The organism is Bradyrhizobium sp. TM102 (genome assembly GCF_009176685.1).
GTDB classification, from domain to species: Bacteria; Pseudomonadota; Alphaproteobacteria; order Rhizobiales; family Xanthobacteraceae; genus Bradyrhizobium; species Bradyrhizobium ottawaense.
The window spans coordinates 2,075,055-2,099,786 of the sequence record NZ_AP021855.1 but is presented as its reverse complement, the minus strand read 5'-3'; the positions used below and the strand labels follow the sequence as shown (position 1 = coordinate 2,099,786).

Below are 24,732 nucleotides of genomic sequence, written 5' to 3'. Positions count from 1 at the left end.
TTGCACCGCGCGGGGACGGTCAAGCCAGGTGTAAAGCAACGACGACGAGGTCGATCGCCTTGATACCGATGAAGGGAATGACGATGCCGCCGAGGCCGTAGATCAAGAGGTTGCGCCGGAGCAGCGCGCCGGCACCGACGGCGCGATAGGCGACGCCCTTCAGCGCGAGCGGGATCAGCGCAATGATGATCAACGCGTTGAAGATGATCGCCGACAGGATGGCGCTCTGCGGGCTCGACAGATTCATGACGTTGAGGACGTTGAGCTGGGGGTAGAACGCCAGGAACATCGCCGGAATGATCGCAAAGTATTTTGCGACGTCGTTGGCGATCGAGAACGTCGTCAGCGCGCCGCGCGTCATCAGGAGCTGCTTGCCGATCTCGACGACCTCGATCAGCTTGGTCGGGTTGGAGTCGAGGTCGACCATGTTGCCGGCCTCGCGGGCAGCTTGCGTACCCGTGTTCATGGCGACACCGACGTCGGCCTGCGCAAGCGCCGGGGCGTCGTTGGTGCCGTCGCCGCACATCGCAACCAGCTTGCCCTTGGCCTGCTCGTTGCGGATCAGCTTGAGCTTGTCCTCGGGGGTTGCCTGCGCCAGGAAGTCGTCGACCCCTGCCTCCGCTGCGATGGCAGCCGCCGTCATCGGGTTGTCGCCGGTGATCATGATGGTGCGAATGCCCATGCGGCGCAGCTCGGCAAAACGCTCGCGGATACCGCCTTTGACGATGTCCTTGAGCTGGATGATTCCGAGCAGCTTGCCGTCCCTCGCGACCGCCAGCGGCGTGCCGCCGGCCTTGGCGATCTCATCCGCGATGGTCTGTATCTCGCGGCCGATCTCAGAGAGCCCGCTGGGCTGAATGGCGCGCGCCGCGTTGCCAGAAGCAACCGCCAGCTGCGCGCCGCCGCCGACATAGTTGAGCATCGCATCGACCGCGCCTTTGCGCACCGACGAGCCGCCGGCATCGACGCCGCTCATGCGGGTCTGCGCCGTGAACGGAATGAAGGTGGCGCCGAGCTCCGCCATGTCGCGGCCGCGGATGCCGTATTTCTCCTTCGCCAGCACCACGATGGAGCGGCCTTCCGGCGTCTCGTCGGCGAGGGAAGCGAGCTGGGCTGCGTCGGCGAGCTCCTGCTCGGTCACGCCGCGCACCGGGCGAAACGCCGTCGCCTGCCGGTTGCCGAGCGTGATGGTGCCGGTCTTGTCCAGCAGCAGCGTGTCGACATCGCCGGCGGCCTCGACGGCGCGACCGGACATCGCCAGCACGTTGAAGCGCACCAGGCGGTCCATGCCGGCGATGCCGATCGCCGACAGCAGTGCGCCGATCGTGGTCGGGATCAGCGTCACGAACAGCGCGACCAGCACGATCACCGAGATCGAGCCGCCGGCATAGGCCGCATAGCTCGGAATGGTCACGGTTGCGAACACGAAGATGATGGTGAGACCGGCGAGCAGGATATTGAGCGCGATCTCGTTCGGCGTCTTCTGCCGCTCGGCGCCTTCGACCAGCTTGATCATGCGGTCGATGAAGGTCGAGCCTTGCGCCGCCGTGATGCGGACACGGATCCAGTCGGACAGCACCTGCGTGCCGCCGGTCACCGCGGAACGGTCGCCGCCGGATTCGCGGATGACGGGCGCGGACTCTCCGGTGATGGCGGCCTCGTTCACGGACGCGACGCCCTCGATGACCTCGCCGTCGGAGGGAATGGTGTCGCCGGCCTCGACCAGCACGATGTCGCCGACCTTGAGGCTGGTCCCTGGCACGAGATTGAAGTGCTGGCCGGCGCCGGTCAGCAGCTTGGCCTGGCTATCGGTGCGGGTCTTGCGCAACGATTCAGCCTGCGCCTTGCCGCGGCCTTCGGCCACCGCTTCGGCGAAATTGGCGAACAGCACCGTGAACCAGAGCCAGACGATGATCTGGAAGGTGAAGCCGAGGCCAGCGCCGCCCGCGACGACGTCGCGCAGGAAGATCACCGTCGTCAGCGCGGCCACGACCTCGACCACGAACATCACGGGGTTCTTGACCATCAGCCGCGGATCGAGCTTGGTGAAGGAGGCGCGGATCGCCGGCAGCAGGATCTTCGGATCGAGCATTGCCGAGACGGCAGCACGCTTTTGCAGTTTCATCGTATCCATGGAGGTCACTCCAGACAATCAGAAGAGGTTGCCAGCGTTCATCGCCAGATGCTCGACGATCGGGCCGAGCGCGAGTGCCGGGAAGAAGGTCAGGCCGCCGATGATCAGGATCACGCCGACGACGAGGCCGACGAACAGCCCGCCCGTGGTCGGGAAGGTGCCTGCCGACGGCGGGATGGATTTCTTGGCGGCCAGCGAGCCCGCAATCGCCATCGCCGGGACGATCATGAAGAAGCGGCCGACGAACATCGCGCTTGCCAGCGTGAGGTTGTAGAAGAGGGTGTTGCCGGTGAGGCCCGCGAAGGCCGAGCCGTTGTTGCCGGTCGCCGAGGTGAAGGCATAGAGCACCTCGGTGAAGCCGTGTGGGCCGGCATTGGCCATCGAGGCGACCGCCGCCGGATAGACCACGCCGACCGCGGTCCAGCCGAGATACATCAGCGGCAGCACCAGGATCGCGAGCATCGCCATCTTGACCTCGCGTGCCTCGATCTTCTTGCCGACATATTCCGGCGTGCGGCCGACCATCAGCCCCGCCACGAAGATCGCGAGCACGACGAACAGCAGCATGCCATAGAGGCCGGCGCCGACGCCGCCGATGATGATCTCACCGAGCTGCATATTGATCAGCGGGATCATGCCGCCGAGCGCGGTGAAGCTGTCATGCATGGCGTTGACCGCGCCGCACGAAGCGGCCGTGGTGACGACGGCGAACAGCGAGGACGCGACGATGCCGAAGCGAACCTCCTTGCCCTCCATGTTGCCGCCGGTCAGGCCCAGCGCATGCATGGTCGAGGTGCCATTGGCCTCCGCCCAATAGGTGATGGCGACGCCTGCGACGAACAGCACGCCCATCACGGACAGGATCGCCCAGCCCTGGCGCTGGTTGCCGACCATACGGCCGAACACGTTGGTCATCGCGGCGCCGAGCGCGAAGATCGACAGCATCTGCACGAAATTCGACAGCGCGGTCGGATTCTCGAACGGGTGCGCGGCGTTGGCGTTGAAGAAGCCGCCGCCATTGGTGCCGAGCATTTTGATCGCCACCTGGGAAGCGACCGGGCCGACCGCAATGGTCTGCCTGGCGCCTTCGAGCGTGGTCGCCTCGATATATGGGCCGAGCGTCTGCGGCGTGCCCTGCCAGACCAGGAACAGCGCGTAGACGACGCAGATCGGCAGCAGCACGTAGAGCGTGCAGCGGGTCACGTCGACCCAGAAATTGCCGACCGTGCGCATTGAGGCGCGCGAGAAGCCGCGGATCAGGGCCATCGCCAGCGCGATGCCGGTTGCCGCCGACAGGAAGTTCTGATGCGTCAGGGCGAGCATCTGGACGAGATAGGACAGCGTGCTCTCGCCGCCGTAGTTCTGCCAGTTGGTGTTGGTGATGAAGGAGACCGCGGTGTTGAAGGAAAGATCCTCAGCGACCGCGCCCTGTCCGGCCGGATTGAAGGGCAGCACGGCCTGAAGCCGCATCACGCCGTAGATGATGAGGAAGCCGCCGACATGGAACAGCAGCATGGCGACCGTGTAGGTCAGCCAATGCTGCTCGCGCTTCTCGTCGACGCCGGAGATCCAGTACACGCCGGCCTCGATCGGGCGCAGCACTGGCGACAGGAACGTCCGCTCACCGTTGAATACGCGCGTCATGTACCAGCCGAGCGGCTTGGTCAGCGCAACAATAATGGCGCAGAACAGAATGATCTGGAGCCAACCGATCACAGTCATGGAATCAACCCTTCAGGCTTGGTGCAATCCTTCAGACTTTTTGCCCGCAACAGCGGCAGGAGCACCGTCAGCAGGCAGGCGACGAGCACCGCGTCCGCCAGCAGCAATTCGACGAGCAGCAGCACGGGTCAGAACCGCTCGGGCCGCAGCAGCGCATAGGTGAGGTAGACCAGCAGACCGAACGAGACGGCACCGGCGAGCGCATAATCGAAGATCATGGTTTGCTCCGTCACAGCCGTTCGCAGGCGTAGGTGTAGCCGATCGCGAGGGCGAAGAAGACGAAGCCCAGCGCCAGCATCAGGATGTCCATCATGGCGATACTCCTCATTGCGCCGTAAGATCCGGCGCAACTTTCTCACGGTGACCCGGCGGCTCGCGCCGGAAATGGAACGCATTTCCACGGGCGACAGTCGGGATTCTCGACCGTGCTGAAGTGCCACCCCGGACATAGGTTTTCGAGATGAGGGCTATGGCGAAGATATAGGAATCTCATAAAGGCCGGCGCGGGCCCAGATCGGAAGACAACCCCCGTAGTCCCGGACAAGCGCAGCGCAGATCCGGGATCCATAGCCACAGGGAGAGGTTGGGCGAGGACTCGGAGTGACCTGATTTGCGCCTCAGCTACTGCCTGTGGTTATGGATCCCCGCGTGCGCGGGGATGACAGCGGGGAATGGGGCGATTGCGCCCCTCGCCCACCCACGCGCCACTTATGAAATCCCTATATCTCCCCCCGCTTCCCCATCTCGTTTTCAAATGCACTGCCCGCCATCCTGGCAAGGCCGGCCGACTGACCGACGCCAATTCCAGGAGGCCTGACATGACCGCCGCTCTCGGACGCCTCGACCCACCTTTCCTCAGCCAGCAGCTTCGCGCGGCACCGGCGATGACCCGACCGCTGATGCTCGACATCATCGCGCACGCCTGCCGGCGTGTCCCCACGCTCGGCCAAGGCGAACGCCCCGCACGCATCATGCGCCTGATCGACGTCGAGGCCTGGGCCGATGCGGCGCTGGCGCTGATCGAGCTCGAGCTGCCGATGTGGCAGGTCCGCCGCATCGCCTATGACGAGGGCGAGTGGCATTGTGCACTGTCGCGCGCGCGTGAGCTGCCGGACTGGCTGGACGCCGCGGTCGAGGCGCGCCATTCCGACCTCGCGCTGGCTCTGCTGTCGGCCCTCGTCGAGGTCCGGGCATTGGCCGCGGACGTGCCGCGGCCGAGCGTTCCTTCCGTTCGTCCTGTGCTGGATCCGCTTTACGAGCCGCTCGCTTGCGACAATTGCGGCTAGGCAGCCTGACGGATCGATCCTGGAAAATGCCGGTGCTGACAGATGGCTTTGAACAACCGCTGCACTCATCCTCGTCGCACGCGGGCTCGGCGTCTAGCTCCTCCGCTCCAACCGCGAACTGACCATGGCTGCCTATGCCGCGAGCAACCCGGCCCGCAGCGCGGTGGCGATGCCCGGTTGACGCCGCCTGTCCGGCGGAAAAAGCCGGGCCGATCTGGCGCAATTCTAGGGAAACGTGTAGAGCGGTTTCATGAGCACTGGCAATGTCAACATCGTCGCCCACCCCCTGGTCCAGCACAAGCTCTCGCTGATGCGGGAGAAGGATCGCTCGACCAAGAGCTTTCGCGAGATCCTGAACGAGATCGGGATGCTGCTTGGCTATGAGGTGACCCGGGATTTGCCGCTGGAGCTGGTCGAGATCGAGACGCCGATCGCGCCGATGCGGGCGCCCAAGATCGCCGGCAAGAAGCTCACGCTGGCGCCGATCCTGCGCGCCGGCGTCGGCTTCCTCGACGGCATGCTGGCGCTGATGCCATCGGCGCGCATCGCCCATATCGGGCTCTACCGCGACCCCGAGACGTTGCAAGCCGTGGAATATTACTTCAAGGCGCCGCAGGACCTGTCGGATCGCACCGTGATCCTGATGGATCCGATGCTGGCGACCGGCAACTCGGCCTGCGCCGGCGCCTCTCTGCTCAAGGCCCGCGGCGCCCGCGACATCCGCTTCGTGTGCCTCCTGGCCGCGCCCGAGGGCATCGCGCAATTCCAGGGCGAGCATCCTGACGTGCCGATCTGGACCGCCGCGATCGACGAGCGGCTCAACGACCACGGCTACATCGTGCCGGGCCTGGGCGATGCCGGCGACCGGATGTTCGGCACCAAGTAGACAGGTTGGCGCGATCGGGTTACTCCCCTTGCCATGAGTGCCAACGCGTTTTCACTGCAATCGCTGATCCGGACCGAGGCCGCCGCCGATACCGCCTTCGTATTCGACGGCACGCGGGTCTCGCGCGCTGAGTTCTCCGAAAGGATAGAGCAGACCGCGGCCTGGCTTGCGGAGCAAGGCATCGGCAAGGGCGACGTGATCGCGGTCTGGCTGGTCAACCGGATCGAATGGATCGCGCTGCTGTTCGCCGCCGCCCGCCTTGGCGCGATCGTCGCGGCCGTCAATACCCGCTATCGCAGCGCGGAAGTCGCGCATCTGCTTCGTTTGTCCGGCGCCAGGCTGATGGTGGTAGAGGCCGCATTCCGCTCGGTGGATTTTGCCGCGATCCTCGCCGACATCGCCAAGGACGAAGTGCCGGCGCTGCAGCGGCTTGCGGTGGTCGGCGCGGACGCGATCAAGGCCAATTGGCCCTGTGTCCGCTTCGACGCTTTCGAAAAGCCCTATCCGGCCGCCTCTCCGATACGGGACGACGTCGATCTGCCGGTGCTGCTCTACACGACATCGGGCACCACCAAGGGCCCGAAGCTCGTCGCGCATACGCAGCGCACGCTGGCGGGCCACGCCGTCTCTGTCGCCAAGGCGCTTCGGCTTGATCCGCAGCGTCATTCGCTGCTGGCCATGCTTCCGTTCTGCGGCACGTTCGGCATGACGAGCCTGCTCGGCTTCGTCGCGGCGGGCGCGACCATCCATGTGCTCGACGCCTTCGAGGCGGCACCGGCACTGGAGATCCTCAGCACGCAGGGGATCACGCACGCCTTCGGCTCCGACGAGATGTTCCGGCGCATTGTCGCCCTCAGCGGTACGCCACGCCCATTCCCGCATCTCGAACTCTGCGGCTTCGCCGCGTTCCAGCCTGGCTGGCGCGAGCTTGCCGCGGAGGCCGAGGCGCGCGGCCTGCCGCTGTTCGGCCTCTACGGGTCGAGCGAGGTTCAGGCCCTATTCTCGATCGCCCGCACCAGCGACACCTTTTCCGACCGCATCGAGGGCGGCGGCTGGCCGATGTCACCCGAGGCAAGCGTGCGCGTGCGCGACACCGAGACCGGCGAACTTGCGGCCGAAGGCGTTTCCGGCGAGATCGAGATCAGCGCGCCGTCACGTTTCCTCGGCTATTTCAACAATCCGGATGCGACGCGCGATGCGATCACCGCGGACGGGTTCTTCCGCACCGGCGACATCGGCCGGCTGCGCGGCGACGGTTCCTTCGTCTACGAGACCCGCGCGGGCGACGCCATGCGGCTCGGCGGCTTCCTCGTCGCGCCCGGCGAGATCGAGGACGAGCTCAAATCATGTGCCGGCGTGGCTGATGCCCAGGTGGTTGCAGTCGACCTCAAGGGTCAGGCGCGCTGCGTCGCCTTCGTGATCCCGGCAAAGGAGCCGCCAATGCAGGAGACGCTGGTCGCGCGCCTGCGCGAGCGGCTCGCCGGCTACAAGGTGCCGGCGCGAATCTATCTCGTAGACGCCTTCCCCGTCACCGACAGCGCCAACGGCGTGAAGATCCAGCGCGCCCGGCTACGCGCCATGGCGATGGAGCGCATCGCCGCCGAATAGGCGGGCCTATTTGGTTTGCGCCACAAGGCTCGTTCAGTACGACTTCGCGAGCCCCAGCACCTTCTCCGCGATGAAGCTGAGCGCCAGCTGCGGGCTGACGGGCGCGATGCGCGGGATCAGCACTTCACGCAAGTAGCGCTCGACGTGGAATTCCTTGGCGTAACCGAAGCCGCCATGGGTCATCACCGCCTGCTCGCAGGCCGAGAAGCCCGCTTCGCCCGCAAGGTATTTTGCGGCATTGGCCGCAGCGCCGCACGGCATGCCCTTGTCGTATTGCCACGCCGCCGACATCACCATCAGCCAGGCCGCCTCGAGCTCGACCCAGTTCACCGCGAGCGGATGCTGAATGCCCTGGTTCTTGCCGATCGGACGGTTGAACACCACGCGCGTCTTGGCATATTCCGTGGCCCGCGCCAGCGCCAGCTTGCCAAGGCCGACCGCCTCCGCCGCGATCAGGATACGCTCGGGGTTCATGCCTTCGAGGATGTACTGGAAGCCTTTGCCTTCCTCGCCGATCCGATCCTCGATCGGAATTTCAAAGTCCTCGAAGAACAGCTCGTTGGAATCGACGATCTTGCGGCCCATCTTCTCGATCTCGTGGACCTTGATTCTGTTGCGGTCGAAATCGGTGTAGAACAGGCTGAGGCCATGGGTCGGCGAGCGCACCTCCTCCAGCGGCGTGGTGCGGGCCAGCAGCAGGATCTTGTGCGCGACCTGCGCGGTCGAGATCCACACCTTCTGGCCGTTGACGATGTAACGGTCGTTCTTGGCGACCGCGCGGGTCTTGAGCTGCGTGGTGTTGAGGCCGGTGTTGGGCTCGGTGACGGCGAAGCAGGCCTTCTCACGGCCCTCCACCATCGGCGGCAGCATGCGCCTGCGCTGCTCCTCGGTGCCGAACACGACGACGGGATTGAGGCCGAACACGTTGATGTGCACGGCGGATGCGCCGGACATGCCGGCGCCGGATTCGGCGATGGTGCGCATCATGATCGCAGCTTCGGTGATGCCGAGCCCCGAGCCGCCATATTCCTCCGGCACGCAGATGCCGAGCCAGCCGGCGTCGGCAAGTGCTTTGTGAAAATCGTGCGGGAAGCCGCCGTCATGGTCCTTCTTCAGCCAGTAGGCATCCGGAAAGCCTTCGCAGATCTTGGCGATGGCATCGCGAATGGCTTCCTGCTGATCGGTGAGCGCGAAATCCATGGTCTTGATCTCCTTGTCGGGAGCCGCGACCGCGCCATCTCCCGTCTCTTCGCGTTCCCCGCTCGAAGGCCGTGGCCGCTTGCTTCGCGCCCTGACGTGCCCTTGGCTGGGTTCTTAGCTCGAAAAACCGCGTACAGATACGTGAATTTGTCTATCAACTGTGTCTACCATGCATAGGGTCATGCGACGTAAAGCTATGAGCGCGCCGTTATTTCGCAGGGAGGAAACCGCGATGGCCGGACTGTATTTCGAAGACTTTTCCGTAGGCCAGGAGTTCAGGCATCCGCTGACCCGCACCGTCACGGAGATGGACAACACCATGTTCAGCCTGCTGACGCTCAATCCGCAGCCGCTGCACATCGATGCGCATTTCGCCGAAAAGACCGAGTTCGGCCAGCGCATTTTCAACAGCCTTTACACCCTCGGCATCATGATCGGCATGACGGTCTATGATACGACCATGGGGACCACCGTTGCCAATCTCGGCATGACCGACGTCACCTTTCCAAAGCCGGTCTTCCATGGCGACACGTTGCGGGCGACGACGAAGGTGCTTTCGTTGAGGGAATCCAAATCGCGGCCCAAGGCCGGCATCGTCGAGTTCGAGCACCATGCCCTGAACCAGAACGACGAGATCGTCGGCAAATGCCGCCGCATGGCGATGATGCACAAGAGGCCGGTTTGATGCGTTCGATGCTGTTCGTGCCGGGCGATTCCCCGCGCAAATTCGAGAAGGCGAGCGAAGGCAAGGCCGACGCGCTGATCATCGATCTCGAGGATTCCGTCGTCACCGAGAAGAAGGCGGAGGCGCGCGGGCTGACGCTGACGATGCTCAAGGGCCGACGCGGCCCGCACCAGCTCTATGTCCGCGTCAACGCGCTCGACACCGGCATGACGCTGGCCGATCTCGCCGCGGTGTTGCCCGGCAGGCCCGACGGCATCGTGCTGCCGAAATCGCAAGGCGGCGACGACGTAAGGCAGGTCGCAACCTGGCTCGAAGCCTTGGAAGCAGCGGCCGGCATCGCGATCGGCACCACCCGCATCGTCTGCGTGGCGACGGAAACCGCGGCTTCGATCTTCGGGCTCGGCAGTTACAAGGGCTGCTCCCCTCGCCTCGCCGGCCTGATGTGGGGCGCCGAGGATCTCTCGGCCTCGCTCGGCGCCACCGAAAAGGCGTCCGGCGGCGTGTTCCACAGCCCCTATCGCCTCGCGCGCGATCTCTGCCTGATGGCGGCGGCCGCGGCCGAGGTCGCGCCGATCGATACGGTCTATACCGACATCGACAACCTCGCCGGTCTCGAGCAGGAAACACGCGCGGCGCGCCGCGACGGCTTTTCCGCCAAGGCGCTGATCCATCCCAAGCACGTCGACGTCGTCAACGCGGCGTTCGAGCCGACCGAGGCCGAACGCACCTGGGCGGAAAAAGTGATCGCCGCGTTCGCCAGCAATCCCAATTCAGGCACGCTGCGGCTCGACGGCCAGATGATCGACAAGCCGCATCTTCGCGCCGCGAAGAAGATCCTCGGCCAGCCCTAGCGTGGAATGTCTTTAGGTTCGTCGTAGCATCGATCGGCCCTCATCCCGTCATGCGACGGCCTCAGTCGAATCCCTGAACCGGCGGCGTCGAGCTCTGCGCCGGCACGGCGGGCGCGGCTTGAACCGGCGGAGCCGGATTGCCGGCAGCTCGCATCTGACCGTTGGCTGCCATCGCCTCGCGGGTGCGCGTCGGGCTCCTGGTCGCGGCCGCGCGGCGCGGCGGCGGCCGATGTCCTGCCGAGTGCGAACCTCTCATACCCCAGGAACGGGCGATCGAAGGTCCGGCAGTGTAGCCGATCAAGGCTCCGGCAACCGCACCGACTGGCCCCAACACGACCGCGCCGGAGACGGCACCGAGTGCTGCATCGCCGGCGCGCTCCTGCGCAACCGCACTCACCGGCACACAAGCCAACATTGCAACAGCAATAATCAAAGCCTTGGTCATCGGAGCGCCTCCCTCACGGGAAATCACTCCTGCTCAAATATGGCCGCACGAGGTTCGCTTGCCGGCCAACAAAAGGCAATCGGCGGGGAACCCGGCTGTGGGGCGACAATGGCCTCTGTTCCTGGAGAGCGCGGTCGTCGTATTTGACTTTGGCAACACCTCACGGCGCGCCTCGTCCTTCGAGACGACCGCTTCGCGGTCTCCTCACGATGAGGCTAAGCAGCATCGTACCCGTTGAACTGCCGCTACGCATTCCGCCCTCATCCTGAGGAGCCCGCCTAGAGCGGGCGTCTCGAAGGATGGCGCAGGACAGCTCTCAAACGCGATCGCCCCCGCCGCAAGCGGGGAGAGGCGGCAGCAACTACACGATCCTGATCGACATATCCGGCAAGCCCTCGAGCTTGCACAGCAGCACGTCGCCCTTCACGACGGGACCGACATTCTCCGGCGTGCCGGAATAGATGATATCGCCGGCTTTCAATTCGAACGCTTCCGACAGCTTTGCGATCTGCTCGGCCACGTTCCAGATCATCTTGCTGAGATCCGAGTTCTGCTTCACCGTGCCGTTGATCGCCAGCGAGATGGCGCCCTTGTCGAAATGCCCGGTCTTGCTGGCCGGATGAATCGGGCCGATCACCGCGGCGTGGTCAAAACTCTTGCCGATCTCCCAGGGCTTCTTCTCCGCGGCCATGCCGTTCTGGAGGTCGCGCCGGGTCATGTCGAGGCCGAGCGCGTAGCCATAGACGTGGTCGAGCGCCTTATCGACCGGGATATTGGTGCCGCCTGATTTCAGCGCGGCGACCAGCTCGACCTCGTGATGATAGTTCTTGGTCAGTGACGGATAGGGATGATCGGCGACCTCGCCGACCGCGACGTTCTGGATCGCGTCGGTCGGCTTCTGGAAGAAGAACGGCGGCTCGCGGTTCGGGTCCGAGCCGCGCTCGATCGCGTGCGCGGCGTAGTTGCGCCCGATGCAGTAGATGCGGCGGACCTGAAACACCTGGCTCTCGCCGACGATCGGGATCGTCACCATCGGCACCGGGAACTTGGGTCCGGCCTGCGCGGCGGCGGGTGCGACCTCGGCCATCGAAACGGCGGCGGCCGCCGCAGCGGTTGCGAGCAGATCACGTCGCGTGGGTGAGGTCATCTCGGGTGCTCCCTTTGCCTTTGCTTGGGCAGCGTCATGCGCGCCGATCCGGCTGATAGTCGATATTTGGCATGCCAGCAACATGGATCGGCGCCGGCAGCTTGATCGCCGCGCGGCACAAATCCACTAGCGGACGAAACGATCGCCGCCTGCGACAGCACTACTCGTATCGGACGCGGGCGCCACTCTCACGACGATCGCAACCGGTGCGCCATTTCGCGACACCGTGAGCTTCACCTCCTCGCCGACGCGCGCGAGGCCGATCGTGTTGCGGAGTTGGGCTGCGGTGCGAATCGGACGGTCGTCGGCTTTCGTGATGATATCGCCCTTGCGCAGGCCCGCCTGTTGCGCCGGCGAATCCGCCGCAATCTCCGCGACGACGGCTCCCTGGTTCAATCCCTTGTTGACCGAGGGATGCAGGTCCTTCAGAGAAACGCCGATCCGGCCGCGCTCGACGCGGCCCTTGGCGACGATCTGCTCCATCACCTTCCGCGCCATGTTGACGGGAATTGCAAAGCCGATGCCGACATTGCCGCCGGCAGGCGAAATGATGGCCGAGTTGATGCCGACCAGTTCACCGCGCAGGCTGACCAGCGCTCCGCCGGAATTGCCGGGATTGATCGCTGCATCGGTCTGGATGAAGTCCTCATAGCCCTGCTTGCCGAGTCCGGTCCGGCCGAGCGCGCTGACGAGGCCGGACGTCACGGTCTGGCCGAGGCCGAAAGGGTTGCCGATCGCAAGCACGAAGTCGCCGACGTCAAGCGCATCGCTGTCGCCGAAGGACAGCGCCTGGAGCCCGGATGGGTTCTGGATCTGGAGCACGGCAATGTCCGTCGGCGGATCGCGGCCGATGACCTTGGCGGAGAATTGCCGGCCGTCCTTGGTTGTGACCTGAACGGCGGAAGTGCCTTCGACCACGTGATTGTTGGTCAGGACATGGCCACGCTGGGCATCGACGATGACCCCTGAGCCGGTCGCGTTGACCTCCTTCTCGATCTGCCTGGGGACGTCGAAGAACTCGCGGAAGAGCGGGTCGCGATAGAGCGGATTGTCCTCGCGAACGCGGCCATGCACGGAGATGTTGACGACGGCCGGCGTCACCTGGCGCACGAGCGGCGCCAGCGTGGGCACCGAGCCGCCCGTCTTCAGGTCTGGAATTTGGCCAGCGGCCGGCTGCGATGCCGTGAGCGCGAGCACCAGCAATGCAAGCCAAAGCAAACGCGTAACATTCATCTTGGTCACCTGCCGCATGGTCCAATGTGGATGGAAGAACTGGTGGCCTCAGTCACGCGGTGCGGCGACCAAGCCGTGTACCGCGAGAAATGGCACGGCGAAGGCCGCCGAGGCTTGGCCGAGCAGCACGAGCGTCAAAACGGTGTGCGTGACGATCATGCGGCGCGCCTCTCTGCGGCGGCCCAGGGCCGTCGCAGCCGCATCGGGACGCCGCCCCCGCGTGGCGGATCATCATTGTCATTGTCGCCGTCGAGCTTACGCAACGCCGCCAGAACATCGGCAAGCCGGATGATGTGGCTCATGCCCGGTATCTCGCGCAGCGCGGGACATGATTCGACCGCGTACATGTCGGATGCCCAGGACGACAGGATGATCCGCTTCTCCGGCGCGGAGAGTTCCTCGGCCTTCAGGACGTCAGCGGGCGAATCGTAATGGGCAGCTGGGTGAAACAGCGGATTGAGCGTGCCGGCATTGGTGTTCACGTTGGTCATCGGTCGTGCCTCCCTCATGCTCCTTTCCAAGGGACCGGTTTGTGGACGTTGGACGGCGGCGCCGACCGCCGCCGTCCCGCTTGATGTCAGTGCGTGTTGATCGCGATGCGCTTGACGCCTTCGCGTGCCTTCTCCGACTTCGGCAGCGACACGGTCAGCACGCCATTACTGAACGACGCCTCGGCCTTGTCCTCCTCGACACCCTCCAGCGGAATCTGCCGCTCGAACGCACCGTAGTAGCGCTCGGTGAAGTACCTGCCTTCGCCGTTGCGCTCGGCTTTTTTCTCGCCGCGGAGGGTCAGGACGCCGCCCGCAATCTCGACCTGAACATCCTTCTCGGTCAGGCCGGGAAGTTCGGCCGAGACGGTCAGCGTCTTATCGGTCTCGCTGAGCTCGACCTTCGGCCAGTCGAAACGGCCCTCAATCAGCCGCGACAGGCTCGTCCCGCCGAAGCCGCGGAAAACGTCGTCGAACAGACGATTCATCTCGCGATGAAGCGTCAGGAAGGGATCGAAATTGTCGCGCGCAGGCGCGAGGTCCTGTTTCCCTGACCAGGGAATGAGATCACGAAAACCCATTATTATCTCCTCCATGCATCGGGGAGCGCGGACGCGCATCGGCGCGCCGCGTTCCGTCACTGTCTTGATCCAGCGTTGATCGAGCGTCAGGCTGCCTTCTTCTGCTCGATCTGCGATGCCGCAGGAGGGGCGCCCGCGATCGGAATCCGGCGCGGCTTCATCGCTTCCGGAATCTCACGGACGAGGTCGATGATCAGAAGCCCGTCCTGGAACGAGGCCTGCTTCACCTGGACATAGTCGGCCAGGTTGAACACGCGCCGGAACGGACGCGCGGCGATGCCCTGGTACAGGTATTCGCGCGCAGCCGTCTCGGGCTTCTTGCCCTCGATGGTGAGCGCGTTCTGTTCGGCGGTCACGGTGATGTCGTTGGCACCAAACCCCGCCACCGCAAGGCTGATCCGATAATGGTCTTCACCGGAACGCTCGATGTTGTAGGGGGGATAGTTGTCCTCAGTCGTCTGGCGCAGCGTGCTGTCGACGAGGTCGGCCAGGTGGTCGAAGCCGATGGTGGAACGCCATAGGGGCGCGAAGTCAAAACTGGTCCTCATAACCAAGTCCTCCAAAGAGCAAGATGGATACGAAGGAGCGCAAGGCGGGATTTCAGACGGGTCCGAAAGACCAGCCAGGCGCCCGTGCCGGACCCTGTTTTTGGCATCCGGCACACCGCTCTCGCGGCGAGACACGACTTAGAAAATCGCAAGTCGGTTTCAAGGGGCCAGCCCGAAAATTTTTTGGGCCGCCGGGCAGGCGCTGCCCCTCAGGATCTCAGCGCCTCCCGCGCCGTCTCGGGCGCCATCAGCGTCGCGACGATCGTGATGATCGAGAGGGCGATGATGTAGACGGACACGGCCCAGTACGAGCCGGCCCACGCCAGCAGCGCAGTCGCAATCAGCGGCGAGAAGCCGCCGCTCAGCGCCGCCGCGACATTGGCGCCGAGCGAGGCTCCGCTGTAGCGCACCTGGGTGCGGAACAACTCCGGCATGAACGCGGCCTTCGGCCCGAACAGCAGCGCATGGGTCAGCGTCATCGTGACGACGAGCGCCAGCGTGATCAGCGCCGGCTCCTTGGTATCGAGGAACCAGAACAACGGAAACGCCAACGCCACCGAGAACACGCCGCCGGCGAGATACAGCGCTTTGCGGCCGAAGATGTCGGACAGCCAGCCGGCGAGCGGCAGCGTCGCGAATTCGACGAGGGCAGCATAGACCACGGCATCCAGGATCACCTGGCGCGACAGCCCGAGCTTCGTCGTGGCATAGACCACGGTGAAGACGGTGAGGAGATAAGCAAGCCCGACCTCCGACACCGTGATGCCGATCGCCAGCAGAAAGCTACGCCAGTCGCGGCGGAGCACTTCCAGCACCGGCTGCGCCAGCACCTCCTTGCGCTCGACCACCTCCTTGAAGTGCGGCGTCTCCGCGAGCTTGAGCCGCACGATGAAGCCGACACCGACGAGCAGGATGCTGATCAGGAAGGGCACGCGCCAGCCCCAGCTCAGGAAATCGGCTTCGGGCAGCTTGGTCATCAAGCCGAAAATGCCGGTCGATGCGGCAACGCCGACGGGAAAGCCGATCTGCACCAGGCTGCCATAGAAGCCGCGGCGATTGCCGGCATGCTCGATCACCATGACGACTGCGCCGCTCCATTCGCCGCCCAGGCCGATGCCCTGGACGAAGCGCAGCACGATGAGCAGGATCGGCGCCCACACGCCGATCTGGCTGTAGGTCGGCAGGCAGCCGATCAGGAAGGTGCCGAGCCCCATCGCGATCATGGTCGCGACCAGCATGGTCTTGCGGCCGAGCCGGTCGCCGTAATGCCCGATGATGGCGCCGCCGATCGGCCGCGCCACGAAACCGACCGCATAGGTCGAGAACGCCGCCAGCGTTCCGACGAAGGGATCGAAGCTCGGGAAGAACAGCTTGTTGAAGACCAGCGCCGCCGCCGTGCCGTAGATCAGGAAGTCGTACCATTCGATCGCGGTGCCGAGCGCGCTCGCCCACACCACATGCGCCGTCGTCGATTTCTCCGCCGCCGCGGAGACTCCCGTTGCTGCCGTCATGCCCCGCCCCAGAGATTCCGGAGAGCATCATGGCCAATCGTGCCGAGGGTTGCAACCTGCAGGGGTGATGGCTCTCACAGGATAACAACGCGGGATTTTGTGCGCAGGTGTCGCAACATCCTTCATTGCAAGGAGCTCTTGCGACGAAGCAATCCAGGCTGCCTCCGTGGAGAAAGTCTGGATTGCTTCCGCCTTCGCCAAGGCTTCGGCGGACAAGTCGCTGCCCTCGCAATCGCGGGTGCTGAAGCAGCGGTGCCTCCTGTCGTCTCACCCGCCGAGAGGAACCCATCCAGACTCGAATTCACCATTGACAAACTTATTTGCTTATATCTAATTTGTCTCGAGAACAGCCTGCCGCGCCATGCGGCCAATAAAAGAGAGGAAACGACGATGAGAGGGCTTCTGGCCTGCGCCATGCTCGCGGCCATGACTTCGGCAGCCATGACCACAGTCGCCACCGCGCAAGTCTCCGACGACGCGGTGCGGATCGGCGTGCTGACGGATCTGTCGAGCTGGGGCCGCGACAACTCGGGGCCGGGCTCGGTCGAGGCCGCGAAAATGGCGGTGGAAGAATTCGGGCCGACCGTGCTCGGCAAGCCCATCGAGATCATCAGCGCCGATCACCAGATGAAGACCGACGTCGGCGTGCAGATCGTGCGCGGCTGGTTCGACAACGGCAAGGTCGACGCGGTCGTCGACATCCCCAATTCCGGCATCGCGATCGCCGTCCACAACATGGTGCGCGAGCGGGGCAAGGTCGCGCTGCTCTCCGGTCCCGGCGCAAGCTCGCTGACCGACGAGCTGTGCAGCCCGAACACCGTGCACTTCACCTACGATACCTATGCGCTGTCGAAGGTGACGGCCTCCGCCGTGATCAAGGAGGGTGGTAAGTCCTGGTACTTCATCACCGCGGACTACGCCTTCGGCCAGCAGCTCGAAAAGGACGCCACGCGTTTCGTCAATGAGATGGGCGGAAAGGTCCTGGGCGGCGTGAAGCATCCGACCAACACCGCGGACTTCTCCTCCTTCGCGCTCCAGGCGCAAAGCTCGAAATCCGACGTAGTCGCCTTCGCCAATGCCGGCCAGGACACCGACAACGCGATCAAGCAGTCCGGCGAGTTCGGCCTCGTCCAGGGCGGCCAGAAGCTCGTCGGCCTCCTGATGTTCGACACCGACGTGCACGCGATCGGCCTCAAGGCCGCGCAGGGCACCTACATGACCACGGCCTCGTACTGGGCCATGGACGAGGCAACCCGCGCCTGGTCGAAGAAGTTCTACGAGCGCACCAAGGTGATGCCGACCATGATCCAGACCGGCGTCTACGGCTCGGTGCTGCACTATCTCAAGGCCATCAAGGCGGCCGGCACCGACGATTCCACCAAGGTGATGGCCAGGATGCGCGAGCTGCCGATCGAGGATACATTCGTCCACGGCGGCAAGTTGCGCGAGGACGGCCGCGTCATCCGCGACATGTATCTCGCCAAGGTGAAGAAGCCCGAACAGTCGAAGGAGCCGTGGGACTATCTGGACATCGTCAAGACCGTGAAGGGCGAGGACGCCTTCCGCCCGGTCTCCGAGTCCAAATGTCCGCTCCTGAAGAAGTGAGGCCAAGCATGACCGGCAGCGAGCATAGCGCAATTGAAACTTACGAGTGCGATGTGCTCGTGGCCGGATCAGGCTGCTCCGGCATGTCGGCCGCGATCACCGCGCGCCATCGCGGCCTCGACGTGCTGATCGTCGAGAAGGAGCCGCGCTTCGGCGGCACCACCGCCCGCTCCGGCGGCTGGCTCTGGATTCCCGGCACCTCGCTGGCAAAGGCCTACGGCATCGCCGAGACGCCGGAACAGGCCCGCACCTACTTGCGGCACGAGGCCGGCAACAATTACGACGCGGCACGGGTCGATGCATTTCTCTCGGCCGGTCCCGAGGCCGTCGATTTCTTCACCACCAAGACCGCGCTCCGCTTCGACATGCCGCTGGTGTTTCCCGACTATCACGCCGAAGCACCCGGCGGCGCGCAAGGCGGGCGCTCCATGGTGACGCGCCCGTTCGACGGCCGCGAGCTCGGCGACCTCATCAAGACGCTGGGCATGCCGCTGCCGGAGCTGACCGTGTTCGGCATGATGCTGGGAAGCGGCAAGGAGATCATCCACTTCATGCGGGTGACGAAGTCGCTGACTTCCGCGGTCTACGTCGCCAAGCGCCTGTCGCGTCACCTGATGGACGTGCTGCGCTACGGCCGCGGCATGACGCTGACCAACGGCAATGCGCTGGCCGGACGGCTGGCGAAATCCGCGCAGGATCTGAAAATTCCGATGTGGCTGTCCGCGCCCGTGCGCGAGCTGACGGTCGAGAACGGCGCGGTCACGGGTGCCATCGTTTCGCGTGAGGGACGCAACGTGCGCGTTCGTGCAAGGCAAGGCGTGGTGCTGGCCTGCGGCGGCTTCCCGCATGATGTGGAGCGGCGCAAGAAGATGTTTCCGCACGCGCCGACCGGCAGCGAGCATTTCTCGCCGGGGCCGACCGGCAACACCGGCGATGGACTGCGTCTTGCGGAGCGCGCCGGCGGACATATCGAGGATCGCCTGCCGAACGCGGCGGCCTGGGTGCCGGTGTCGCTGACCACGCGTAAGGACGGCTCGAAAGGCGTGATGCCGCATTTCATCGACCGCGCCAAGCCGGGCGTGATCGCGGTGATGCGCGACGGCCGGCGTTTTGCCAACGAAGGCAATTCCTATCACGACTTCGTCCAGGCCATGGTCAAGGCCGCCAAGCCCGGCGAGGAGATCGCCGCCTATCTCGTCTGCGATCACAAGACGCTGCGCAAATACGGCCTCGGCTGCGTGCCGCCCTTCCCGATGCCGCTGGGTCATCACCTCGATACCGGGTATCTCATGCGCGGCGATACGCTGGAGGCGCTCGCGGCGAAGGCCGGCATCGACGCGGCGGCGTTCATCGACACCGTCAGGCAGTTCAATGCCACCGCGCCGCAAGGCCATGATGCCGCCTTCGGCAAGGGCTCGAAGGCCTATAACCGCTACCAGGGCGACGCGATGCACGGCCCGAACCCCTGCGTCGCGCCGATCGAGAACGGGCCGTTCTATGCCATCAAGATGGTGGTCGGCGATCTCGGCACCTATGCCGGCATCGTCACCGACGAGAGCGCGCGGGCGCTCGATGCCGAGGGCCGCGTCATTCCCGGGCTCTATGCCGCCGGCAACGACATGGCGAGCATCATGGGCGGCAATTACCCGGGGGCCGGCATCACGCTTGGGCCGGCGCTGACCTTCGGCTACATTGCCGGGCGTCATCTCGCCGACAGCGCCGCCAAGCGCGACGCGGCCTAAGCCACGCCAGGAGGCGCATGAAGAGGGAAAGCCGCGGCATCCAGTCCATCGAGGTCGGCGGGGAGCTGCTCCGCGCGCTCGCAAGGTGCGGCGAGCCGATGATGCTGCGCGATCTCGCGCGCGAGGCCGGCATGTCGCCGGCCAAGGCGCATCCTTATCTCGCCAGCTTCTCCCGCATCGGGCTGATCGAGCAGGACGAGACCACCGGCCGCTACGAGATCGGCGCGCTGGCGCTGGAGCTCGGCCTGATCAGCCTGCGCCGCCTCTCCGGCGTGCGCATCGCAAGGCCGAAGATCGCCGCGCTCGCGAGCCAGATCGGACATGCGGTCTCACTGGCAGTCTGGGGCACGTACGGCCCGACCGTCGTCCAGCTCGAAGAGCCGGCCCAGCCGGTCCACATCGTGATGCGCGCGGGGTCGGTGATGGCGCTGCTGGAGACGGCCACCGGCCGCGCCTTTGCGGCGTTCCTGCCGGAGAAGACCATCAACGCCGCGCTGGAGAGCGGGCTCGATCGTCACGGCGTCGGCTACAATCCGAAGCGCACCGTGAAGGGCCCGAAGGTCGCCGAGATGCTGACCGAGGTCCGCAAGCACGGCCTCGCCCGCGCGCTCGGCGATCCCCTGCCCGGCGTCAATGCGTTCTCGGCCCCCGTGTTCGATCATTCCGGCCATGTCGCGCTGGTCATCACGGCGATGGGGCCGGAAGGCACGTTCGATGCGCGCTGGGACAGCCCGATCGCGCATGCCTTGCGCGACTGCGCCGGCGCTATCTCGAAGCGGCTGGGCTACGGGATGACGGTTGCGGCGGAGTGAGGCTATCAGATGCGCCGTCATGGCCGGGCTTGTCCCGGCCATCCACGTAGCGCGACGACTGCCGAGAGACGTGGATGCCCGGGACAAGCCCGGGCATGACGACCGAGAGAACTCGCGCTCCTACTTCTCCTTCACCGGCACCGTATAGTTCAGGATCAGCCTTCCGCCATCAGGATAGATCGTCTGCCCGGTGATGTAGGACGCATCGTCGCTCGCCAGGAACGCGACCACGGAGGCCACCTCGCTCGGCTCACCGCCGCGGCCAGCCGGGGTGCGCGACATCACGGTCTTGCGGGCGTCCTCGGAGGTGTAGATGGACGATGCCACCATGTCGGTCAAAATCGTGCCCGGCCCGACCGCGACGACGCGGATGTTGTGCGGGGCGAGCGCGACGGCGGCGACCGAGGTGAGCTGCTTCATGCCACCCTTGGACATCGCGTAGGTTGCCAGCGCCGGGATCGCCAGCAGCGCGTTCACCGAGGACATGTTGATGATGACCCCGCCGCCGCCTTGCGCGATCATCTGCTTGGCGGCGGCCTGCACGCCGAAGAACGCGCCCTTCAAATTGATGCCGATGATCTCGTCGAATTCCTCTTCGGATATCTCCAGGATGTCCCGGTTGCGGGCGACGCCGGCATTGTTGACCATGATGTCGAGCCGGCCGAACTCCTTCACGGCGGTGGCGACGAGCTGGTCGACATCGGCGCGCTTGGCGACGTTGCCGACGACGGTGCGCAAGGCCTCCGGATGTCCGAGCTCGGCCGCCGTCTTGGCGAGGCCCTCGGCATCGACATCCGAAATCACGACCTTGACGCCGTCATCCAAAAATCTCTTCGCGCAGGCCTTGCCGATGCCGCGCGCTGCGCCAGTGATGGCGGCGACCTTACCGGATAGCTTCATGGTCTCACTCCAGACAAGAGAACCTCAATTCGCCGCCGACCTTGCCGTCGCCGGCATGTAAATCTGCGCGTAGCCTTCCTTGATCGCGGCGGTGATGCGGTCGAGGCCGAGGCGGCGGTCGATGTGCTTTTCCAGCACGGAGACGCAAGTAACGCGTAGCTCACGGCCATCGCCTTGAGCTGTTCATAGACGCGATCGACGATGCTGTCGGAAGCGAGTTCCACGTTGCTCTTCATCAGCTGCATTGATGCCCGGACACAGCTCTATATACCGGGGCCGCGTGGACGAAGGCAATGCACACGGCAGCGCTACCAGAGATTGTTCAGGCCTTTGCGACGATCGGAATCCGGCAAGACGCGCGAGCGCAGTCCGGATGCACGACCTCAGAGGAAGCGTTCAGGCGCAAACGGCGCCAGCGGAATCTCTGGCGCCTTGCCGCTGAGCAGCTGCGCGACGAGCCGCCCGGTACGGGCCGAACCAACCAGGCCAACATGGCCGTGGCCGAAGGCATAGACGATGTCGCGCGAGGCGCGCGCATAGCCGATGCAGGGACGTCCATCCGGCATGCTCGGCCGATGCCCGAACCAGGTTTTTATGCGCGAAGGCGGAATATCCTTCGGAAGTTTTGGAAACATGCTGATGAGGTGGTTGCGCAGGATCTCGGCGCGCTTCCAGTTCGGCGCGGCCTCGAGGCCGGCGATCTCGACGGTGCCGGCGGCGCGCAGGCCCTTGTTGGTCCAGTTCACCACCATCTTGGCGTCGGATGCCATCATCGAGCTGCGCGGACCTGACTCCGGGTTCTCTATCATGACGTGGTAGCCGCGCTCGGTCTCGAGCGGCAAGGGATCGCCGACCGATGCGGTGAGCTGCTTCGAGCGGGCGCCGGCCGCGACGACGGCAGCATCACAGGCGATCTCGCCGGTCTCGGTAAGGACGGCCACGAGCTTGTCGCCATTCAACCTCAAGCCGGTCGCCTTGACCCGCACATGCGCGACGCCGCTGGCGATCGCATGATTGGCAAGCGCCGCGACATAAGCACCGGGATCGCGGCAGCGCCCGGCCTCCTCCACCACCACGCCAAAGGTGTAGCGCGGATGCAGATCGGGCTCGCGCTGGCGCATCTCGTCGGCGTTGAGCTCCATCCACTCGACGCCGACCTTCTTGCGCAGGCGCCAGCCGAGATCGTTGTCGAAATTGCCGCGCGACGGAAACACATGCATCACGCCATTGCGCTCGATCAATTCAGAAACGCCCGCTTCTTCCGCCAGCTTCCGGTGCAGCAGCGGCGCGTCCCTCAACAGGTCGCGCAGGGCAAACGCCGTCTTCTCGACCCGCGCCTCGGTCCAGCCCGAGAGCAGATATTTGACCAGCCAGGGCAGCGCTTTCGGCAAATACGACCAGCGGATCGCGAGCGGCCCGAGCGGGTCCATGAGATAGCCCGGCACCTTCTTCCAGATGCCCGGCTCCGCCGGCGGGATCACCGAATGTGACGACAGCCAGCCGGCATTGCCATAGCTCGCCGCCTGTTCGCCGCCAGGCTCGCCCGGATCGATCAGCGTGACGCGATGGCCCTCGCGCAGCGCCTCGATCGCGCTGATGACACCGACAGCGCCGGCGCCGATGATGGCGACGTGGCGGCCGGCCGCCATCGCCTAAGCCTTCACCGCGGGCGCGAAGTCCTTGCCGACCGAAATCGCGCGCGGATCGATGATGCAGTGGAGGATCGACGGCTTGCCGGAGGCGAGCGCGCGCTCGAAGGCCGGCGCGAATTCCTCGGTGCGTTCGACCCGCTCGCCATGGCCGCCGAACGCCTTCGCGTACATCGCAAAATCGGGGTTCTTGAGCTGGGTGCCGACGACGCGGCCGGGATAGTCGCGCTCCTGGTGCATGCGGATGGTGCCGTATTGCGAATTGTCGACCACGATCACGACCAGCGGCGCGTCATACTGCACGGCGGTTGCGAACTCCTGACCGTTCATCAGGAAGCAGCCGTCACCGGCAAAGGCGACGACGGTGCGATCCGGATATTGCCGCTTGGCCAGCACCGCCGCCGGCACGCCGTAGCCCATCGAGCCCGAGGTCGGCGCCAGCTGCGAGGCAAAGCTGTGGAAGCGGTGATGACGATGGATCCAGCCGGCATAATTGCCGGCGCCGTTGCAGACGATGGCGTCCTTCGGCAGGCGGTCGCGCAGCCAGGTCATGACCTGCCCGTACTGGAACGTGCCCGGCAGCTCGCGCGCCTTCTCGGTCCAGGCGAGGTAATCGGCGTGCGCCTTGGCGGCCTCGCCCTTCCAGGCCACCGCGCCTGAAGGCTTCAGCGTCTCGACGGCGGCGACAAACGCCGCGGGCGTCGCCTGGATCGCCAGCGCCGGCTGATAGACGCGGCCGAGTTCTTCGGAGCCCGGATGCACGTGGATCAGCTTCTGCTGCGGGTTCGGAATGTCGAGCAGCGTGTAGGACGAGGACGGCATCTCCGACATGCGGCCGCCGACGAGGAGAACGACATCGGCGTTGTCGATGCGCGCCTTCAGGCCCGGGCTCGGCCCGATGCCGAGATCGCCGGCATAATGCGAATGGTCGGCATCGATCAGCGAGGCCCGGCGAAACGAGGTTGCGACCGGCAGGTCGAAGCGCTCGGCAAAGCGGGCAATGCTCTTGGTGGCGTCATCGGTCCAGCGCGAGCCGCCGAGGATGACGAGAGGCGCCTTGGCGGTCGCGAGCATGGCGCCGAGCTTTTCGATATCGGCCGGCGCGGGCCAGCTCACGGCAGGCTCGATGCGCATGGCATCGGCTACGGCGGCGGTCTCGGTCAGCATGTTCTCGGGAAGCGAGATCACGACGGGACCGGGACGGCCCTGCATGGCGACGCGGAAGGCGCGCGCCACCAGCTCCGGAATGCGATCGGGACGATCGATCTCGACCGCCCATTTCGCCATGGTGCCGAACACCGCCTTGTAGTCCAGCTCCTGGAACGCCTCGCGCTCGCGCATGCCGGTGTCGACCTGGCCGACGAACAGGATCATCGGCGTCGAATCCTGCATCGCAATGTGGACGCCGTGGCTGGCATTGGTCGCGCCGGGACCGCGGGTGACGAAGCAGATGCCGGGCCGGCCCGTGAGCTTGCCATAGGCCTCCGCCATCATCGCAGCACCACCCTCGGCGCGGCAGATCATGACGTCGATCGGGCTGTCATGCAGCGCATCGAGCGCGGCCAGATAGCTCTCGCCCGGCACGCAGGTGACGCGCTCGACGCCTTGGGCGACGAGCTGATCGATCAGGATCTGGCCCCCGGTGCGGGTGTTGCGGATGGTCATGACGGCTCCTCAAGGCTTTGGCGATGCGTACTTA

At 65.3% G+C, this 24,732-nt stretch carries 23 protein-coding genes; 8 read left to right on the top strand and 15 right to left on the bottom strand.

Features of this window, described 5'->3' with window-relative positions:
* Nucleotides 1–19 precede the first annotated feature (19 nt).
* From kdpB to GDN70_RS09910, 4 genes are read right to left on the bottom strand one after another with little or no spacing between them, the layout of a single operon-like run.
* The gene (gene kdpB / locus GDN70_RS09920; protein ID WP_152102452.1) at nt 20–2,134 is read right to left on the bottom strand and encodes a potassium-transporting ATPase subunit KdpB; all 2,115 of its coding nucleotides are present in this window, start codon (nt 2,132–2,134) and stop codon (nt 20–22) included.
* An 18-nt stretch (nt 2,135–2,152) separates the two neighbouring features.
* The gene (gene kdpA / locus GDN70_RS09915; protein ID WP_152102451.1) at nt 2,153–3,856 is read right to left on the bottom strand and encodes a potassium-transporting ATPase subunit KdpA; all 1,704 of its coding nucleotides are present in this window, start codon (nt 3,854–3,856) and stop codon (nt 2,153–2,155) included.
* Nucleotides 3,853–3,981: a hypothetical protein gene (locus GDN70_RS35665; RefSeq protein WP_256379457.1), complete on the bottom strand. Its 129-nt coding sequence runs from the start codon at nt 3,979–3,981 to the stop codon at nt 3,853–3,855. Before GDN70_RS35665 ends, kdpA begins: the two co-directional genes overlap by 4 nt.
* 3 nt (nt 3,982–3,984) lie before the next feature.
* Complete coding sequence (locus tag GDN70_RS09910; RefSeq protein ID WP_018641117.1) at nt 3,985–4,074, bottom strand: K(+)-transporting ATPase subunit F; 90 nt, start codon at nt 4,072–4,074, stop codon at nt 3,985–3,987.
* Between the two features lie 600 nt (nt 4,075–4,674).
* Here GDN70_RS09910 and GDN70_RS09905 point away from each other — a divergent pair.
* The 3 genes from GDN70_RS09905 (at nt 4,675) to GDN70_RS09895 (ending at nt 7,636) form a co-directional block, all read left to right on the top strand.
* A complete protein-coding gene (locus tag GDN70_RS09905; protein ID WP_173015778.1) occupies nt 4,675–5,142 on the top strand; it encodes a hypothetical protein in 468 nt (155 codons plus the stop codon).
* Between the two features lie 250 nt (nt 5,143–5,392).
* On the top strand, nt 5,393–6,028 hold the full coding sequence (gene upp / locus GDN70_RS09900; RefSeq protein ID WP_028145689.1) for a uracil phosphoribosyltransferase: 636 nt from the start codon (nt 5,393–5,395) through the stop codon (nt 6,026–6,028).
* A 33-nt stretch (nt 6,029–6,061) separates the two neighbouring features.
* On the top strand, nt 6,062–7,636 hold the full coding sequence (locus GDN70_RS09895) for an AMP-binding protein (protein ID WP_152102449.1): 1,575 nt from the start codon (nt 6,062–6,064) through the stop codon (nt 7,634–7,636).
* Nucleotides 7,637–7,669: 33 nt separating this feature from the next.
* On the opposite strand, the gene GDN70_RS09890 is transcribed toward GDN70_RS09895, so the two are convergent.
* Nucleotides 7,670–8,836, bottom strand: coding sequence for an acyl-CoA dehydrogenase family protein (locus GDN70_RS09890; protein WP_152102448.1), 1,167 nt, complete (start codon nt 8,834–8,836; stop codon nt 7,670–7,672).
* A 232-nt stretch (nt 8,837–9,068) separates the two neighbouring features.
* Here GDN70_RS09890 and GDN70_RS09885 point away from each other — a divergent pair, with 232 nt between their 5' ends.
* Together GDN70_RS09885 and GDN70_RS09880 are read left to right on the top strand one after the other, a co-directional pair.
* Nucleotides 9,069–9,521, top strand: coding sequence for a MaoC family dehydratase (locus GDN70_RS09885; RefSeq protein ID WP_011089535.1), 453 nt, complete (start codon nt 9,069–9,071; stop codon nt 9,519–9,521).
* Nucleotides 9,521–10,372, top strand: a complete 852-nt coding sequence (locus GDN70_RS09880; protein ID WP_028145692.1) for a CoA ester lyase — start codon at nt 9,521–9,523, stop codon at nt 10,370–10,372. The genes GDN70_RS09885 and GDN70_RS09880 overlap by 1 nt, the downstream gene beginning before the upstream one ends.
* Nucleotides 10,373–10,433: 61 nt before the next feature.
* Here the strand turns inward: GDN70_RS09880 and GDN70_RS09875 are convergent, their stop codons facing one another.
* The 7 genes from GDN70_RS09875 to GDN70_RS09845 form a co-directional block, all read right to left on the bottom strand.
* Nucleotides 10,434–10,817 (bottom strand): hypothetical protein, encoded by a 384-nt coding sequence (locus tag GDN70_RS09875; RefSeq protein ID WP_038970804.1) that lies wholly within the window; start codon nt 10,815–10,817, stop codon nt 10,434–10,436.
* Between the two features lie 361 nt (nt 10,818–11,178).
* Complete coding sequence (locus GDN70_RS09870; protein WP_028145694.1) at nt 11,179–11,964, bottom strand: fumarylacetoacetate hydrolase family protein; 786 nt, start codon at nt 11,962–11,964, stop codon at nt 11,179–11,181.
* A gap of 126 nt (nt 11,965–12,090) precedes the next feature.
* The gene (locus tag GDN70_RS09865; protein ID WP_081494278.1) at nt 12,091–13,197 is read right to left on the bottom strand and encodes a trypsin-like peptidase domain-containing protein; all 1,107 of its coding nucleotides are present in this window, start codon (nt 13,195–13,197) and stop codon (nt 12,091–12,093) included.
* A 155-nt stretch (nt 13,198–13,352) separates the two neighbouring features.
* Nucleotides 13,353–13,688 (bottom strand): hypothetical protein, encoded by a 336-nt coding sequence (locus GDN70_RS09860; protein ID WP_038970807.1) that lies wholly within the window; start codon nt 13,686–13,688, stop codon nt 13,353–13,355.
* A gap of 86 nt (nt 13,689–13,774) precedes the next feature.
* Complete coding sequence (locus tag GDN70_RS09855) at nt 13,775–14,266, bottom strand: Hsp20/alpha crystallin family protein (protein ID WP_095425985.1); 492 nt, start codon at nt 14,264–14,266, stop codon at nt 13,775–13,777.
* An 86-nt stretch (nt 14,267–14,352) separates the two neighbouring features.
* Nucleotides 14,353–14,814, bottom strand: coding sequence for an Hsp20 family protein (locus tag GDN70_RS09850; protein WP_038970808.1), 462 nt, complete (start codon nt 14,812–14,814; stop codon nt 14,353–14,355).
* 209 nt (nt 14,815–15,023) lie between these two features.
* Complete coding sequence (locus tag GDN70_RS09845) at nt 15,024–16,325, bottom strand: MFS transporter (protein WP_028145699.1); 1,302 nt, start codon at nt 16,323–16,325, stop codon at nt 15,024–15,026.
* Between the two features lie 390 nt (nt 16,326–16,715).
* Here GDN70_RS09845 and GDN70_RS09840 point away from each other — a divergent pair, with 390 nt between their 5' ends.
* Genes GDN70_RS09840 through GDN70_RS09830 form a run of 3 tightly spaced genes read left to right on the top strand, consistent with a single transcriptional unit; the run spans nt 16,716 to nt 20,484 of the window.
* Nucleotides 16,716–17,930 (top strand): ABC transporter substrate-binding protein, encoded by a 1,215-nt coding sequence (locus GDN70_RS09840; RefSeq protein ID WP_038951126.1) that lies wholly within the window; start codon nt 16,716–16,718, stop codon nt 17,928–17,930.
* Between the two features lie 8 nt (nt 17,931–17,938).
* Entirely contained in the window at nt 17,939–19,672 is a 1,734-nt protein-coding gene (locus GDN70_RS09835) for an FAD-dependent oxidoreductase (protein WP_038970810.1), read from the top strand.
* Between the two features lie 17 nt (nt 19,673–19,689).
* On the top strand, nt 19,690–20,484 hold the full coding sequence (locus tag GDN70_RS09830) for an IclR family transcriptional regulator (RefSeq protein WP_028145702.1): 795 nt from the start codon (nt 19,690–19,692) through the stop codon (nt 20,482–20,484).
* Between the two features lie 120 nt (nt 20,485–20,604).
* Here the strand turns inward: GDN70_RS09830 and GDN70_RS09825 are convergent, their stop codons facing one another.
* The 3 genes from GDN70_RS09825 to GDN70_RS09810 form a co-directional block, all read right to left on the bottom strand.
* Entirely contained in the window at nt 20,605–21,384 is a 780-nt protein-coding gene (locus GDN70_RS09825) for an SDR family NAD(P)-dependent oxidoreductase (protein ID WP_038951129.1), read from the bottom strand.
* Between the two features lie 383 nt (nt 21,385–21,767).
* Entirely contained in the window at nt 21,768–23,033 is a 1,266-nt protein-coding gene (locus GDN70_RS09815; protein WP_152102447.1) for an FAD-binding oxidoreductase, read from the bottom strand.
* A 3-nt stretch (nt 23,034–23,036) separates the two neighbouring features.
* On the bottom strand, nt 23,037–24,698 hold the full coding sequence (locus tag GDN70_RS09810) for a thiamine pyrophosphate-binding protein (protein ID WP_152102446.1): 1,662 nt from the start codon (nt 24,696–24,698) through the stop codon (nt 23,037–23,039).
* Nucleotides 24,699–24,732: the final 34 nt, after the last annotated feature.